The sequence below is a fragment of the Nitrosomonas oligotropha genome, from assembly GCF_900106555.1.
Classification (GTDB): domain Bacteria; phylum Pseudomonadota; class Gammaproteobacteria; order Burkholderiales; family Nitrosomonadaceae; genus Nitrosomonas; species Nitrosomonas oligotropha_A.
Map to the genome: position 1 here is coordinate 65,832 of NZ_FNOE01000007.1, position 15,682 is coordinate 81,513.

General features: G+C 46.7%; 17 protein-coding genes. 7 read left to right on the forward strand and 10 right to left on the reverse strand.

The genetic code is table 11. The features are described 5' to 3' along the window. Positions 1-11 precede the first annotated feature (11 nt). Positions 12-1,142, reverse strand: a complete 1,131-nt coding sequence (locus tag BLU57_RS05765) for a GGDEF domain-containing protein (RefSeq protein WP_090317656.1) — start codon at positions 1,140-1,142, stop codon at positions 12-14. After that, positions 1,142-1,330: a DNA gyrase inhibitor YacG gene (locus BLU57_RS05770; protein WP_090317659.1), complete on the reverse strand. Its 189-nt coding sequence runs from the start codon at positions 1,328-1,330 to the stop codon at positions 1,142-1,144. Before BLU57_RS05770 ends, BLU57_RS05765 begins: the two co-directional genes overlap by 1 nt. Positions 1,331-1,606: 276 nt before the next feature. Between BLU57_RS05770 and BLU57_RS05775 the strand changes: the two genes are divergently transcribed. From BLU57_RS05775 to BLU57_RS05790, 4 genes are all read left to right on the forward strand, one after another. Next, a complete protein-coding gene (locus BLU57_RS05775; protein WP_090317662.1) occupies positions 1,607-2,173 on the forward strand; it encodes an RNA polymerase sigma factor in 567 nt (188 codons plus the stop codon). Beyond that, a complete protein-coding gene (locus BLU57_RS05780; protein ID WP_176776375.1) occupies positions 2,170-2,736 on the forward strand; it encodes a DUF3619 family protein in 567 nt (188 codons plus the stop codon). The genes BLU57_RS05775 and BLU57_RS05780 overlap by 4 nt, the downstream gene beginning before the upstream one ends. Before the next feature lie 272 nt (positions 2,737-3,008). Beyond that, on the forward strand, positions 3,009-5,303 hold the full coding sequence (locus BLU57_RS05785) for a cyanophycin metabolism-associated ABC transporter (protein ID WP_090317668.1): 2,295 nt from the start codon (positions 3,009-3,011) through the stop codon (positions 5,301-5,303). Beyond that, positions 5,300-5,773, forward strand: coding sequence for a cyanophycin metabolism-associated DUF1854 family protein (locus BLU57_RS05790; protein WP_090317670.1), 474 nt, complete (start codon positions 5,300-5,302; stop codon positions 5,771-5,773). The genes BLU57_RS05785 and BLU57_RS05790 overlap by 4 nt, the downstream gene beginning before the upstream one ends. A gap of 33 nt (positions 5,774-5,806) precedes the next feature. On the opposite strand, the gene mnmE is transcribed toward BLU57_RS05790, so the two are convergent. The 5 genes from mnmE to rpmH form a co-directional block, all read right to left on the reverse strand. Then, positions 5,807-7,162, reverse strand: a complete 1,356-nt coding sequence (gene mnmE / locus BLU57_RS05795; protein ID WP_090317673.1) for a tRNA uridine-5-carboxymethylaminomethyl(34) synthesis GTPase MnmE — start codon at positions 7,160-7,162, stop codon at positions 5,807-5,809. 77 nt (positions 7,163-7,239) lie between these two features. Continuing rightward, the gene (gene yidC / locus BLU57_RS05800) at positions 7,240-9,171 is read right to left on the reverse strand and encodes a membrane protein insertase YidC (RefSeq protein WP_090317676.1); all 1,932 of its coding nucleotides are present in this window, start codon (positions 9,169-9,171) and stop codon (positions 7,240-7,242) included. 143 nt (positions 9,172-9,314) lie between these two features. Continuing rightward, positions 9,315-9,524, reverse strand: a complete 210-nt coding sequence (yidD, locus tag BLU57_RS05805; RefSeq protein WP_090317679.1) for a membrane protein insertion efficiency factor YidD — start codon at positions 9,522-9,524, stop codon at positions 9,315-9,317. Continuing rightward, positions 9,512-9,856 carry a ribonuclease P protein component gene (gene rnpA, locus BLU57_RS05810; RefSeq protein ID WP_256206165.1) on the reverse strand — a complete coding sequence of 115 codons (345 nt, stop codon included), beginning with the start codon at positions 9,854-9,856 and terminating at the stop codon, positions 9,512-9,514. The genes yidD and rnpA overlap by 13 nt, the downstream gene beginning before the upstream one ends. A 47-nt stretch (positions 9,857-9,903) precedes the next feature. Further along, positions 9,904-10,038, reverse strand: coding sequence for a 50S ribosomal protein L34 (gene rpmH, locus BLU57_RS05815; protein ID WP_090317686.1), 135 nt, complete (start codon positions 10,036-10,038; stop codon positions 9,904-9,906). 317 nt (positions 10,039-10,355) lie between these two features. On the opposite strand from rpmH, the gene BLU57_RS05820 reads away from it, so the two are divergent. Next, on the forward strand, positions 10,356-11,081 hold the full coding sequence (locus BLU57_RS05820) for an RNA methyltransferase (protein ID WP_090317689.1): 726 nt from the start codon (positions 10,356-10,358) through the stop codon (positions 11,079-11,081). A 21-nt stretch (positions 11,082-11,102) separates the two neighbouring features. Here BLU57_RS05820 and argB read toward each other — a convergent pair whose 3' ends face one another. Continuing rightward, the gene (gene argB, locus BLU57_RS05825) at positions 11,103-11,990 is read right to left on the reverse strand and encodes an acetylglutamate kinase (RefSeq protein WP_090317692.1); all 888 of its coding nucleotides are present in this window, start codon (positions 11,988-11,990) and stop codon (positions 11,103-11,105) included. A 61-nt stretch (positions 11,991-12,051) separates the two neighbouring features. Next, positions 12,052-12,561, reverse strand: a complete 510-nt coding sequence (locus BLU57_RS05830; protein WP_256206164.1) for a chemotaxis protein CheW — start codon at positions 12,559-12,561, stop codon at positions 12,052-12,054. 112 nt (positions 12,562-12,673) lie between these two features. Here BLU57_RS05830 and BLU57_RS05835 point away from each other — a divergent pair, with 112 nt between their 5' ends. After that, the gene (locus BLU57_RS05835) at positions 12,674-13,252 is read left to right on the forward strand and encodes a BON domain-containing protein (RefSeq protein WP_090317697.1); all 579 of its coding nucleotides are present in this window, start codon (positions 12,674-12,676) and stop codon (positions 13,250-13,252) included. Between the two features lie 23 nt (positions 13,253-13,275). Then, positions 13,276-14,652, forward strand: a complete 1,377-nt coding sequence (locus BLU57_RS05840; RefSeq protein ID WP_090317699.1) for an FAD-binding oxidoreductase — start codon at positions 13,276-13,278, stop codon at positions 14,650-14,652. 90 nt (positions 14,653-14,742) lie between these two features. Here BLU57_RS05840 and cyoE read toward each other — a convergent pair whose 3' ends face one another. Continuing rightward, on the reverse strand, positions 14,743-15,636 hold the full coding sequence (gene cyoE, locus BLU57_RS05845) for a heme o synthase (protein ID WP_090317702.1): 894 nt from the start codon (positions 15,634-15,636) through the stop codon (positions 14,743-14,745). Between the last annotated feature and the right edge of the window lie 46 nt (positions 15,637-15,682).

A 15,682-nucleotide genomic window follows, 5' to 3' on the forward strand; every position in this document is an offset into this window, starting at 1 on the left:
CCGCCTCGTTTTCAATGCGCAACAAGATCGGCGTCAGCGTATACCGCAACCTGATTGCGGCCGCCTGATTTAGCGGCGTATAAAGCCTGGTCGGCTCGATCGAGTAAGGTGTTGCAAATGAAATCCGCGTCGTGTTGCTGCGCGGTCAACAGACTTCGCAAGCTGGCGATACCGATCGAAATCGATACTGTGAACTGTTTGTCATGAAAATTCAGCGCAGTGGAGCAAACCGCTTGACGCAGCCGTTCGGCGATTTCATGCGCTGCTTGCAATGTCGTCGACGGTAAAGCGACGACGAATTCTTCCCCACCGTAACGCGCCACAATATCGCACGACCGGACTTGCTCCTTGATTACGCCGACCATGTAGCGGAGCACCAGATCACCGGTTTGATGGCCGTGGGTGTCATTGATCTTCTTGAAATGATCCACGTCGAGAAACATGCAGATCAGGTCATCATCCCAGCGCATACAGCGGGCAATCTCATCCTTGAAACGCAGATCGAAATAACGGCGGTTATACGCCTGCGTTAGCACGTCCTGGTAGCTGATTTCCTTGAGCCGTTGCTGATTCAGGCAGTTTTCGATCGCAACGGCAGCCATCGCAGATATTTTTTGCAAGAAAAGCGTCCCAATGCCCACCTGATACCGATGCGGATCTTGGCTGAGCAACAATAGCGCGCCGATTATCTGCTCACCGCGCAGCAGCGGCAGGAATGCAGCGCTTTTGACCTGATTGCGGTTTTTCAAATTGGCGATCATCCAGCGGTAATTCTTCAACGCCTCCACACCCAGCACCGGATGACCGGCCAGTGAATGGATAATTTCCGCATCTTTTAAGGTATCGAGAATCAAAAGTTTGTTCTCGTAGCTCAACTGCGCTTCTTCATCGCGTTCAAAAAATAGACGCTCGGTGTCCTTATGGTAGTCAACCAGGCACAAAACAACATCGAGCAACTGAAAACGCTCAACGGTTTGCGATAACAGCAGATCCCGCAGCTGTTTGGGTGTGCTGGCGCCAATAATTTCAAAGCCAAAGGTCTCATATAACTCCTGCTTTTTCTCATTGGCTCTGGCTTGCTTGAGCAGATGATCGAGCTTACGCTGTAACTCGCGGTTCTTCTCGTAGATCGATTCATCCATTATATCGGCTCAGTGGTTATAGTATTCTCCGGATCTTTTTCTGCTTCAGAAATACGATAAGATTCTTGAGCCCATTGCGACAGATCGTTCGTTTTACACCGTTCGGAACAAAACGGACGAAAACGGCTGGCCGGTTCCCAGATTAATTCTTTACCGCATTGCGGGCAATTGACTGTGCGCTGTTGCATAAAAGCAGATCATTGTTAGATTGTTTTAAGATAAGAGTTTTGTATTACCGAAAAATAAGTAGAATAGTAATAAAATCATTACGCATGAATCTAGCAGGGAATTATTTGTTTTAGTTTTAAACTGATCATAAAAAATAAAATCCTTATTTCTTATCTCTGATGAAATTTAACACTATTCCAGCTACCTGCGAGATTTTAGTATTCTACAAAAATTTCGCACCCGTTAGTTTTAACTTTCTAAATTATTTTTAGTCACTTACTTTAAGGTTACAAATCCTGGCCACGCGACAAGAACTTTCAGATTTTCTGATTGAAACCGAGAAGCGCGCCTATAAACAAGCCTTGTTCGCGTTTCATGACGAGCATATGGCATTGGATATCGTTCAGGATTCCATGATGAAACTGACGGCGAGCTATGCTTCAAAACCGGCTGAAGAGCTACCGTTATTGTTTCAGCGCATCCTGCAAAATACCATTCGCGATTATTACCGGCGGCAGAAGATCCGTTCACTATGGACGACACTATTTTCAGCATTCACCCCCAATGATCAAGATAAGAATCAAGAAGACTTCGATATACTCGAAACTTTACAGGTAAAGCAGGAATCCAATGATCCCCATGCTCAGCTTGAAAGATTACAACTCATTAATTTAATAGAAGAAGCAATAAAAATTCTGCCATCACGTCAACGCGAAGCCTTCATACTGCGTTACTGGGAAGAAATGAGTTTGGCGGAAACAGCCGCTATTATGAAATGCTCGGAAGGGAGTGTAAAAACGCATTGCTCACGGGCAGTTCATACATTAGCTACAATTCTCAGAGAAAAAGGAGTGAAATTATGAACGAGCAGGAACTGGGAAAAGAAATTGCCAGATTATTAGACGCCGGTGCTAATGAAACTATTAAGCAGAGTACCCTGTATCGGCTGCAAGCGGCGCGCCGTGCTGCTCTGGAAAATTGCCAGCCCACATTGGAAATGATGAATTCAGGTAATGGCACATCCGTTTTCGGTGGACACAACGAACATTTCAATGCTGGAAAGTTGTTGTTATTAGTAGCCGTGTTGGTCACTTTTGCTTTGGTGTCGGCAACTTATTGGCAATTTCTGGAAAGAAACAGGCTAACCACAGACACTACGATACTGGTTGATGGCTTATCAGCAGACGGTCTTAGTGATAATGAACCGAAACTGATTGATGAGTTATCGATCGATACCTATATTGACAATGTGCTCCAATTGGTTGAGGACATATCCGCAGAGGTTCTTATCGCTAATGAACCTATCCCCGAGGAAATTGATGACTCTCCGGCAAATGTTCAAATTGAGAGTGAACCAGAATTGATCGAGGATTTACCCACGGAAGCCCGCGCTGATAGTGAACTAGATGAAAAATTAGATCCCTAACGGATCTACTTCTTTCTTTAATGCCTTGCCTGAATCCACCAATTCTTTAAGAAAAGAACTAAAGCTGCAATAATCGACAAGGCTAGGAAAAAATTCCAGCAGCTTGCAACTGGCGAACATAAACCAGAAGAAATCACGTTGTCCGACCGGATGCTGAAGCTATAAAAAACACATGCTGGAAAATTCTATAATCAATCCATTAAGGGGTTGATTGCGTGTCTTACTTCACTTTCTAAAGAAAATCTCATTTTATCTTTTTTGCAGTTTAATTCATGCAACAACTCCCTCATTCATCATTAAGCAACTTACCATCAGCATGGCTCAATGCGCTTTCTTCACAATTGATCAACGAAGAAAGCATTCTCGCTTGGCTTGAAATCGATCTCGATCATCAGCTGCATTTTGCCACAGGCATCGTCATCGCAACGGATAAGCGTGTACTGGCAAAAATGGCTGACGATGGAACTTGGCAAACGTGGACTTATCAGCAAGGATTGCAGCTGACACAGCGTGATCATGCCGGTGTTGGCTGTTTGGAATTATTCGATCCGCAGGCACGGCTTGCCTTCTGGCGTTACCGTCTAAGTAATGTCATGGCGGCAAACCGGTTGATTGAATGCTTCTCGCAGCAACTGGATTACCATGTCAGCGGCAAGCTGCCTGAATCCTCGCAGACATCGGCTCAATGTCCCCATTGCGGCGCTTTTCTATCCGCTGAGCAGGACGAATGTCCGGTTTGTGAGAAACAAAATCATATACCGCCTTCCACCTGGGTCTTACTGCGCTTGTGGCGTTTTGCAAAGCCCTACAAAGGACGACTACTCATCGGTTTTCTGCTGACCTTATGCAGCACTGCCGCAACATTGGTGCCGCCCTACTTAACCATGCCACTCATGGATAATATATTGATTCCATATCAGAATGGCAAGCCGATCGATACTGATTTAGTACAGTTCTATCTCTCCGGCTTACTGGGAGCGGCGATCCTTGCCTGGATGCTGGGCTGGGCTCGAACCTACATGCTGGCACTAGTTTCAGAGCGTATCGGCGCTGATTTGCGCACCACCACCTACGAGCATTTGCTGAATCTTTCGCAGGAATATTTCGGCGGTAAGCGGACCGGTGACTTGATGGCGCGTATCGGTGCTGAAACCGACCGCATTAATCTTTTTATTTCACTGCATTTACTCGACTTCGCCACGGATGTCATCATGATTTGCATGACGGCTATCATTTTAGTGTCGATCAATCCTTGGTTAGCTTTGGTAACGCTGTTACCGCTGCCGATTATCGCATGGCTGATTCATTTGGTTCGCGACCGCTTGCGGATTGGTTTTGAAAAAGTGGATCGCATCTGGGCCGAAGTGAACAATGTGCTTGCGGATACCATTCCAGGTATCCGGGTCGTTAAAGCCTTTGCTCAGGAAAAAAGGGAAGCGGCGCGTTTTCATGCTGCCAACCAGCGCAATTTACAGATCAATGACCGGGTCAACAGAATCTGGTCACTGTTCACGCCGACGGTCACCCTGCTGACCGAAGTCGGATTACTGGTTGTATGGGTATTCGGCATATGGCAAATATCGCAGGATGAAATTACCGTCGGGGTGTTGACAGCATTTCTTGCTTATATTGGCCGTTTCTACATCCGTCTCGATTCGATGAGTCGTATTGTATCGATCACCCAGAAAGCTGCGGCTGGCACCAAACGCATTTTTGATATTCTGGATCATGTCTCCAGCGTTCCGGAATCCGCCAATCCCGTACACTTACCAACGATTCAAGGGCAAATTGAATTGCGTCATGTCGGCTTCCGTTACGGAACCCGTAGTATAACGCGTGATATCAATCTGGTTATTCAACCCGGTGAAATGATTGGCCTTGTTGGGCACAGCGGTTCGGGAAAAAGCACGCTGGTCAACTTGATCTGCCGTTTCTACGATGTCACCGAAGGAGCCATTCTGGTCGACGGGCATGACATCCGTACCTTACCGCTTGCTGAGTATCGCAAACATATTGGCCTGGTGCTGCAAGAGCCTTTTTTGTTTTTCGGTACTATCGCTGAGAATATCGCCTACGGCAAACCGGATGCAACCCGGGCGGAAATTGTAGCGGCAGCGCGTGCGGCGCATGCGCATGAGTTCATTCTGCGCCTGCCGCACGGTTATGATTCGCTGGTTGGCGAACGCGGACAAGCGTTGTCGGGCGGTGAACGTCAACGTATTTCGATCGCACGCGCGCTATTGATTAATCCGCGCATCCTGATTCTGGACGAAGCCACTTCTTCAGTGGATACCACCACGGAAAAAGATATTCAAAAAGCACTGGACAATCTGGTACGCGGCCGTACCACGATCGCAATTGCGCATCGTTTATCGACTTTACGAGAGGCCAACCGGTTGATTGTGCTGGATCGCGGCAAAATTGTGGAAATTGGCAATCACGCTGAGTTAATGGCGCGCGAGGGTTTCTATCATCGGCTGTATTTGGCGCAAGCACGTAATGTCGATGAAGAAGAACGGGCACTGATTTCCGCTGCGGAACACAGCATTGCGGGAGAACACAAATGAGTGCTACCGTTACTTATCAATTAACCCGGAACTCTTATGGCCGTTTGGTTTTGACCGATCAATCCGGTGTAATGCATGAAGGTGTGATTCCTGTCCGGTCATTTCCGATTACCGATCCGGGACAAGGTATCGCGCTGATCAATTCGCATGGCCATGAGCTGGCATGGATAGAGCGATTCGATGATCTACCGGAAACGTATCGAGTGTTGGTTGAATCAGAACTGGCAGGCCGTGAATTTATGCCGGAGATAAAACGCATTACGGAAGTCTCCGGTTTCATTACGCCAAGCACTTGGCATATCGAAACGGATCGTGGTCCAGCGGTACTTATTCTGAAGGGAGAAGAGGATATCCGCCGTTTAACCGCATCGTCGTTAATGATAACGGATAGTCATGGAATTCATTTTCTGCTTCGTGATCGCACGGCACTAGACCGGCATAGCCGCAAATTGCTGGATCATTTTCTGTAGTTTTGAACTGCAAATTAATAGGCGCTGACGGTATTACTTGCCAATGCAGAAATGCGAAAAAATTTCCCCGAGCAAATCATCGGCGGTAAATTGCCCTGTAATCGACGATAAAACGTTTTGCGCCAACCTCAACTCTTCCGCCAGCAGCTCCAATTGATATTTGCCTTCAGTGAATCTCTGCGCATTCTCCAGATGCCTCTTGGCTTGGCTCAGTGCTTCCAGGTGACGCTGTCTGGCCATAAACACACCTTCCCCGGCCTGATTGAATTGCCAGCCCGCAATCTGCAATATTTTGCTGCGCAGTAGTTCAATGCCCGCACCGGTTTTGGCCGAAAGATAAATGGCACTGTTTCCTTCCTGATCTTCGGTTCTTGGATTCTCGCTGACTAAATCAATTTTGTTGAATACCGTGATTTGCGGTTTACCGGCCGGAATAGCATGTTGTACCGGATTGTGCTCATCGGGCTGAGGTTGACTGCTATCAATGAGCCGAAGCACCATGTTGGCATCCCTGATCGCAGCATAAGTACGCTCAATGCCTTTTTGTTCGACTACATCCTGGGTTTCTCTCAGTCCGGCAGTATCGATGATATGGATCGGCATCCCGGCAAGGGAAATAGTGCGTTGAATTGTATCGCGCGTGGTTCCAGGAATTTCTGTGACGATCGCGGCCTCTTCTTGCACCAATTGATTCAGTAAGCTGGATTTACCAACATTGGGCGCCCCTGTCAAAACAATGCGAATACCCTCCTGCAACAAATTACCTTGCCGTGCGGCCAGGAATATCTGTTCAAGCAGCGCACAGATTTGCACTAGCTTTTCGTTGATGTGCAATGTTTGCAGGTTATCGATTTCATCTTCGGGAAAATCCAGCGTAGCTTCTATGAGCATGCGCAGCTTAATCAATAAGCTGACAAGTTCTTCAATCCGGGATGAGAAATGTCCTTGCAACGAGTTGATTGCGCAGCGCGCGGCTTCATGGGTACTGGCTTCGATAATCGCAGCGACGCTTTCCGCTTGAATCAAATCAATTTTATTATTGAGATAAGCGCGTAACGTAAATTCACCGGGTTGCGCCAAACGGGCACCGGCTGCAAGACAGCGATCAAGCAATAAATCCATGACGGCTGGGCCGCCATGCCCTTGTAACTCCAGGACATCCTCGCCCGTGTAGGAATGAGGAGCAGGAAAGTAAAGCGCGATACCTTGGTCGATGACTTGTCCGTCGGCATCCCAAAACTGACTAAGACACGCATAACGCGGTTTCGGGAGTCTGCCAAGGATCGCTTCCGCTAGTTCTGTCAGATGCTTGCCGGAAATCCGGATGACTCCAATTCCACCCCGGCCGGGCGGGGTTGCAATTGCTGCAATGATATCAGAGCCTGCTATAGATCATCTCCATGACTGCTTTGCTGTGGCTGATCATGGCGGGTTATTGATGATGTGCAATAACCTACCATGATTTTTTATTTTTTCTTCGCTTTCTTGCCAGCAGGAACACTCTTCGCTTTTACCGGCGCTTTGCCTTTAGCGGAAGAAGTAACCCCTTGGCTGGGTTGTTGCTGTTGTTTTTCATCTTCTTGACTGTTAGCAGCGGCAACAATTTCTGCTTTAGCTGTTTCCTCTCCTTCGTCAGTCAACACGGCTGGTTGAGAATTCTCCTTAGCTGACTCAGGTTTGTTCTTGCTTTTCTTCCTGTTTCTATCCTTGTTGGCTTCTTCTTCCGCTTTATTCTCAAACATGCGTGTTATTTGCCATTGTTGCGCGATGGAAAGAATATTATTGCAGAGTGAGTAAAGTACAAGCCCAGCTGGAAAGAAGAAAAAGAACACGCTGAAAGCAACCGGCATAATCTGCATGACTTTTGCCTGAATGGGATCAGTGGGTGTTGGACTGAGTTTCGATTGAACCCACATCGACACACCCATAATCAATGGCAATACATAATAGGGATCGGGTACCGACATGTCGGTTATCCATAGCGCCAGCGGCGCATAACGGAGCTCAACGGCGGCCATCAACGTCCAGAACAGTGCAATGAATACCGGAATTTGCACCAGAATTGGCAAACACCCCCCCATCGGGTTAATCTTCTCTTCCTTGTAGAATTCCATCATCACTTGGTGCATACGCTGACGGTCACTGGCATATTGCTCACGTATCCGCTGCAATTTGGGCGTTACTAGCCGCATTTTTGCCATAGACCGGTAGCCCGCAGCCGACAGTGGAAAAAACAGCAGCTTGACCGTCAATGTCAGCAAAATGATCGCCGCGCCCCAGTTATCGGTCCATGAATGATAAAAGGAAAGCAACCAGAAAAGTGGTACAGCCAAGACTGTTAACCAGCCATAATCCACGGTTAATTCGAGACCGGGCGCCAGCTCAGCAAGCTTATTCTGCTCCTGCGGACCTGCATAAAGCGGCATCGTAATATTTTTCACTTGCCCTGGCTCAACAGCGCCAACCGGTGCAATAACGCCCGCAGTATATTGATTGGGTGCCAAACGCTTGGCAAAATACTCACGTGGGGTGTTTTGCGGAGGCAACCACGCTGTCAGGAAGTAATGTTCAAGCATGGCGATCCAGCCATTATCCGCATTGGTCGGATATTCCGCTTTATTTTTATCGAGATCGGAGAATTTTATCTTCAGGAACTTTTCTGCGTCCGTATACATTGCAGCGCCAGTATACGAATGCACCATGGTGCTGGCACCGGTAGGATCGTTAGCATCCCGCAACATTTGAAAGTACGAGAACGGAATGATCGTAGCGTCACTATGATTGACGATCTCAAACTCAACATCGATGACATAACTGCCGCGATGGAAAGTATAAATCTTGGCGACCTGAATACCATCCACTTCCGGCGCGAGAAGACGCACCACAATCTTGTTCTGCCCTGATTCAAGTTCATAATTATTTGAATCTACAGTGTACTTTGTTTTATGATTGGGCAATCCATCGCCAATCAATCCGGATTGAGCGACTTGAAACCGCGCAGCTTTATCCAACAACAACTCGTAGGGTTTGTTCACATCCTCTCTGGATGGGTGCGCAATCAAGCCAAGCTGCCGGATATCACCGCCTGCAGTATCGATTTCCGCAATAACCAGGTCTGTTTTGACATGGACTTTCTCACCAATTGTAAATAGATTCGGTGTCACGGATGAATTAACACCATCAATTTCCGGAATGGCCCCGGATCCTCCGGCTGCGGAAGCAGTCAATTCGTCGCTGGGTACCGGCAATGATGGATCATGGCGCTGATTTGCGGAACCCGAAGCCGCTCCGGACATGACTTGTGAAGCGGGCGGATATAATTCTTTTTGCCATGCATCCCACAAAAATAATAGTGACGTGGAGAAAATGATGATAAGTACGAGTTTTTTTGTTTCCATTATTTATCTAATCAAGTTAATTTTTCGACAAAATCATTCAGTTATTGGATTTTATTTTCATTTATAGCAGCGCTATTTTGTCGAAAATTTTGTACGTATACAGCAAAAATTATATGCGTAGCTACAGTCGAATTGATCTGGCATCAAGGAACAGGTTCATAACCACCTTTACTCCAAGGATTGCATCGCAGGATGCGCCAAACACTCAACCGCGTTCCATGGAATAAACCATATTTTTCATATGCTTCACGAGCATATTGCGAGCAAGTTGGACTAAAACGACACGATGGCGCAAACAGGGGGCTGATACAATATTGGTAGAATTTTATTAAAGCTATAATTAACCGTGACATTGCTGTAGTTGAAGCATTAATAATTGTGTCTCAGCCGCCAGTTTCTTCAGTTTATTCCTCGGAACAGGCCGTCGCAATCGCATCACCCAGTCCATTTTTATTGTTTGATCGTAAAACCGGTTCTTGCGAAATGTCTCCCGCAAAATGCGCTTAATCTTATTGCGCTTCACTGCGGATCGTTCAATTCTCTTTGAAACAATTAGACCCAGCCGTGCATATTCAAACTCATTCGGCTTCATATAAATTTGAATTAAATCACCGTTGGTCTGACATCGTAAATTGATTACAGCAGCGAATTCCGTTGCCTTATGTAACCTGTAGCTTTTCGGCAAAGAATAGGTTTCAACAAATCTAAAAATAAAAAATTATCCGATCAGATTTAAACGCTTAATCGAGCACGGCCTTTTGCCCGGCGAGCACGAATCACAGCTGCACCACCGCGCGTTCTCATGCGCACTAGAAATCCATGTGTACGTTTTCTTCTTGTCACTGAAGGTTGATAAGTACGTTTCATTTTTCTCTCTAATTTATTTGGTCAATAGAACCGCGTATTAGAACTTGTTATGGGGTTTTATGTCAATATTTTTCTAAATTCATTTGCAAATAAAGACCTTAATTATCCCCCACAGCAACTCTTCCGTAAGCAGAATTATACAAACCATGGTGGCGATGTTGTGTCATAGTTTATGCCATTGAATAGAGCTATTCTTTGAACCAATCCTGATACGCCTTCAGATACGCTTTACCGACTGTTTTGTTTTGCTAAAATTGGATCGATATAAATTGGCAAAGTCATTAACCGCGCACGCCGCTTGAGATCAACTCATTTACATGAATACACCTTGTCCGCTAGATAACATCCGTATCGTGCTAAGCCATACGAGTCACCCCGGCAATATCGGCGCAGTTGCGCGCGCCATGAAAACAATGGGGCTGCATTCATTGTATCTGATCAATCCGAAATGCTTTCCCGATGCGGAAGCCGATGCCCGGGCAGCCAATGCCATTGATATACTGCAACAAGCTAAGGTTTGCGCAGAAATTGACAAGGCACTGGAAAATACCGTTCTAACCGCCGCAGTTACCGCGCGACCACGCGAGCTATCGCACACCATTTTCGATGCACGGCAGGGCGCAATGGAATTAGTGCAGCAAGCACGGCAGCAACCGGTGGCGTTGCTGTTTGGCCGCGAGCATTCCGGCCTGACCACTGCGGAAGTGAACAAATGCCAGGCCATTATTCATATCCCTGCAAATCCGCAGTATCCGTCGCTCAATCTGGCGAGTGCCGTGCAAGTGATGGCTTATGAATTACGCATGGCGCTCACCGGAAATCCAACACGTCCGGCCGTCAGTGGAGTGACGGCAAACTTCAACGAACTGGAATTATTGTATACGCATCTTGAACAGCTGATGATCGCCAGCGGTTTTCTCGATCCGCAGAAACCCAAGTTGCTGATGCAGCGCATCCGCCGCTTGTTTGCCCGCGCGCGTTTGGAAAAAGAAGAAGTACAGATTTTACGTGGTATTCTGACAGCTCTGGGCAAGCGCTGGTAGCGGTTCTTAGCTGATTATCCGCTAATTTTCCTTGATCAATGTACCGACCCCTTGATCGGTCAAAATCTCCAGCAGCAATGCGTGCTCTACTCGTCCATCAATGATATGGCAGGATTTAACTCCTTTCTTGACAGCATCGAGTGCCGAGCCGATCTTGGGCAACATACCGCCGGAAATGGTGCCATCGGCAAATAACTCATCCACTCTTTGCGCAGTCAGTCCAGTGAGCAAGTTACCCTCTTTGTCCAAAACTCCCGGAATATTGGATAACAAAATCAGTTTTTCCGCTTTAAGGATTTCCGCCAGCTTACCAGCCACCAGATCCGCATTGATGTTGTAGGACTCGCCGTCAGCACCCACACCGATTGGTGCGATAACTGGAATAAAATCCTGCGTATCGAGCAACGCGATCAGTGCGGGATCAATCGATTCGATCTCGCCGACTTGACCGATATTAATCCATTTTCCAGCGGTTTCCCGATCTGCCATGAGCATTTTTTTGGCGCGGATAAACGCACCATCCTTACCCGTCAAACCGACTGCTTTACCGCCATGACGATTGATCAGATTCACGATATCTTTATTCACCGACCCACCCAACACCATTTCAACCACATTCATGGTTTCAGCATCGGTTACGCGCATGCCTTGGATAAATTCGCCTTGTTTGCCGACTCGTTTAAGCATTTCGTCGATCTGCGGACCGCCGCCGTGCACAACCACCGGATTCATACCTACCAGTTTCAGCAGCACAACATCACGTGCAAAACCATGTTTCAGATTTTCTTCAACCATCGCATTACCACCATATTTAATGACGATGGTCTTGCCATGAAAACGTTGAATGTACGGCAGCGCTTCAGCCAGAATCTTAGCTTTGTCTTTCGCAACGATTGGGGAAGTCAGCATATTTTTCTCAATCTCTTTTCAAATAATTCCAAGAATAAACTACAGATGGCGCAAAAATTTTTCATTCGCGGGCGACTTGCAAAAATTTTTCATCACCGATTAATTTAAATAAACTCAATTCCCGCCATTGACGACCTTCCGCATCTTTATATTGCGCAGTAATGCACTTGGGCAACTTTTTCTTTGCCAGTTTTACCGGTGTGAATTCGGACAAGTCCCGGATCCCCAACATGCTATTGACAATGAAACCGCCATATAGCTTATTTCCCGGCATGACCAGTAGAATGCGTGACTTTAAATTGAACGGCACCGGATCGCCGCCCAGATAAACACCAAGATCCGTAATACCGTAAAGATTCCCGCGCACATTGGCTAACCCGAGAAACCATGGCTGTGTAAGCGGGACATGCGCTAACTTGGGTATCGCGATCACTTCACTGACTTCTGCCATCGGTATCAGATAACGATCCTCGCCCACCGCAACACCCAGCACTGCTAATGATGTTTCACTGTTATCTATGCCTGGCATTTGTGCTGTCAGTAACTGTAGAGTTTCTTCTGTGTCCATCATCTGCGTAAAATTACAACTTTTGCAGCCTCACTACAAGGCAATTGATTATTCGTTGCCCGGTTATTTTACTGTATTATCGGTCACTAAAATTTGAATTCTACGGAGTCGAAAAATGAAATATTACGATCGCTGTTGGTTGTCTCTTCTGATATTCCTGCCATTCTTGGCAGGGTGTGTCCCTATGTTTGCCATCGGCACCGCAGCAGGTACTGGAGCATACATCTCTGAAGATCGCAGAACCAGCGGTATGTTCATCGAGGATGAGGGTATTGAACTGAAGAGTGGCCGGCGCATTCACCAGCAATTTGGCGATAAGGTGCACATCAATATCACCAGCTATAATCGCATGGTCCTGCTGACCGGTGAAGCGCCCTCAGAGGATATCAAAACAGATATCGGAAAGCTTGTTATGGGCGTTGATAATGTGCGCAGAATCTTTAATGAAATTGCGGTTGCTGGACACACTTCGCTAGCCTCCCGCAGCAATGACACGCTGTTGACCTCCAAAGTGAAAGCACGCTTTCTTGCTGAACGGAAATTTCAAATCAATCACGTCAAGATTGTGACTGAAAACGGAGTCGTTTATTTGCTCGGTGTTGTGACACGGCAGGAAGCGGATAATGCCGCGCAAATCGCCAGTTCAACTTCGGGCGTTAAGAAAGTCGTAAAAGTATTTGAATATTTGAATTAAGCAATCCCAGGTCATTAGCAGATATGCTGCCGGAAAATCTGGTTGTTGAATTACATGCCGTATTCCCGCCGGATCGTTTCTATACCGATCCGGTAGACTGTTATGCTTATGCATACGATAACAGCCGCAAGATTTTTCCTCCCGATGCCGTGCTGTTTCCACTCACCAGTGCAGAAGTAAAGCACATTGTAACCCTCTGCAATCGCTATCGAGTGCCGCTCATTCCGCGTGGACGCGGCACCGGAACAGCGGGCGGCAGCTTGCCGGAATTAGGCGGCATAGCTTTGTCGATGGAGCGCATGTTGAACATTATCTCGGTTGATCCCGCCAATCGGGTAATAGTTGTAGAACCCGGCGTATTGAATCAAGCCGTGCAAGATGCAGCGAAACCGCATGGTTTTTTCTGGCCACCGGATCCTTCAAGCGCTATGTTTTCGACGGTCGGCGGAAATATCGCAACTGGCGCGGGCGGGCCACACGCTGTCAAGTACGGCACAACCCGGGAACATGTTTTAGGTTTGAAAGCCGTTACTGCTGCGGGTAATTTTATTACCACTGGTTGCTATACCACCAAAGGTGTTGTCGGCTATGATCTCACGCGCCTGCTGATTGGGTCAGAAGGTACACTGGCTGTGATTACGGAAGCAACGCTTAAACTGACTGCATTACCTGGTGCTGTTGCCGGTATCACAGCGCATTTCCGTGACTTAACAAGCTGCACGGCTGCCATCGTTAAAATTATGGCGCAGCCGCAACTGCCAAGTGCGCTTGAATTCTTGGATTCCGGTTCACTGAATCTGATACGTGGCCGCTACCCTGACATGCTTCCGGTGGATACAAATGCCATGTTGATGATTGAAGTTGACGGTTTTCACAATGATATTGCCGATGCGATCTCGGTCATTCTATCCGCATGCCAATCGGACGGCTTAATTCATGCAAGCACGGTCGAAAATACTGCCACACTTTGGCAAGCACGCAAGGCACTCTCACCACTGTTGCGTGAAATTGCCCCGAAGAAAATCAATGAAGATGTGGTCGTTCCTGTTAACACACTGCCGCAATTTCTACATGGATTAACGCAATTAAGTACGCGCTATCGTCTGCAAAATGTTAATTTTGGTCATGCTGGTAACGGTAATATCCATGTTAACCTGCTGATTAATCCTGATGATGCAGATGAAGTAATACGAGCGGAGCGCTGCTTAGGTGAAATATTCGACTTAGTGATCAAGCTTCGCGGCACGCTTTCAGGAGAGCATGGCGTAGGCAGTGAGAAAAGAGCTTTTGTAAGCAAAGAAATTGATTGTGTGACTTTGGATTTAATGCGGGATATCAAAAAACTGTTTGACCCCAACAACATTCTTAATCCGGGAAAGTTATTTCCTGTAGTCGAATAAGCTTGAAGTTTTAATCGCAAAACTGCACTTGTGATATTTAATCATGACCAGCTTATGATCAAATATCACAGACACAGCTTAGTTGTTTATCTAAAAAAAGAAATAGTGATCCACAAGCAGCGCAACAAACAACAGCGCTAAATAAAGTATCGAGTAGCGGAATGCTTCACGAGCCAGTTGATCGCTGTAATTACGATAAATCTCTATGGCATAGTACATAAAGATGCCATTTAATATCGTTGAACTCACCAAATAGATCATCCCACTCATTTGGGTTACGTATGGTAGAAAGGTGACCACGCACAGAATGACGGTATACAACAATACCTGCAGTTTTGTGAATTGATCGCCATGCGTCACCGGCAGCATCGGCATGCCGATTGAGGCATACTCATTCTTTCTATATAACGCAAGTGCCCAAAAATGCGGTGGAGTCCATGCAAAAATAATCAGAAAAAGTAATAACGCGTCACTTGTGATCTCTCCAGTCACCGCTGTCCATCCGAGCACCGGAGGCATAGCTCCAGATGCACCGCCAATTACGATATTTTGCGGTGTCAGTGGTTTTAGAATTACGGTATAAATAATGGCATAACCTACAAAAGTGCCTAATGTTAGCCACATGGTCAATTCATTTACCCATTCATATAATATGAAGAGTCCTGCTCCGCCAACAATCATCAAAAAGAACAGTGTCTCAGGCACACTTACTTTACCTTGCGGTAATGGACGGCCTTTTGTCCGAGCCATGACAGCATCCATTTTTTGTTCAACCAAGCAATTCAATGCAGCCGCAGCCCCTGCGACCAATGCAATACCGATGGTCCCCAATAGCAAAATATCTAAAGGTACAGCACCAGGGACAGCCATAAACATTCCTATAACCGCGGTAAATACGATGAGAGATACAACACGCGGTTTTGTCAGCCGGTAAAACTGATTGATTCGTGTTGCTGTCTCATGCAATGCCATACTAATAGCCATCTTATTAACCTCCTTGCAAATCGAATATTTTTTATTTATACATATA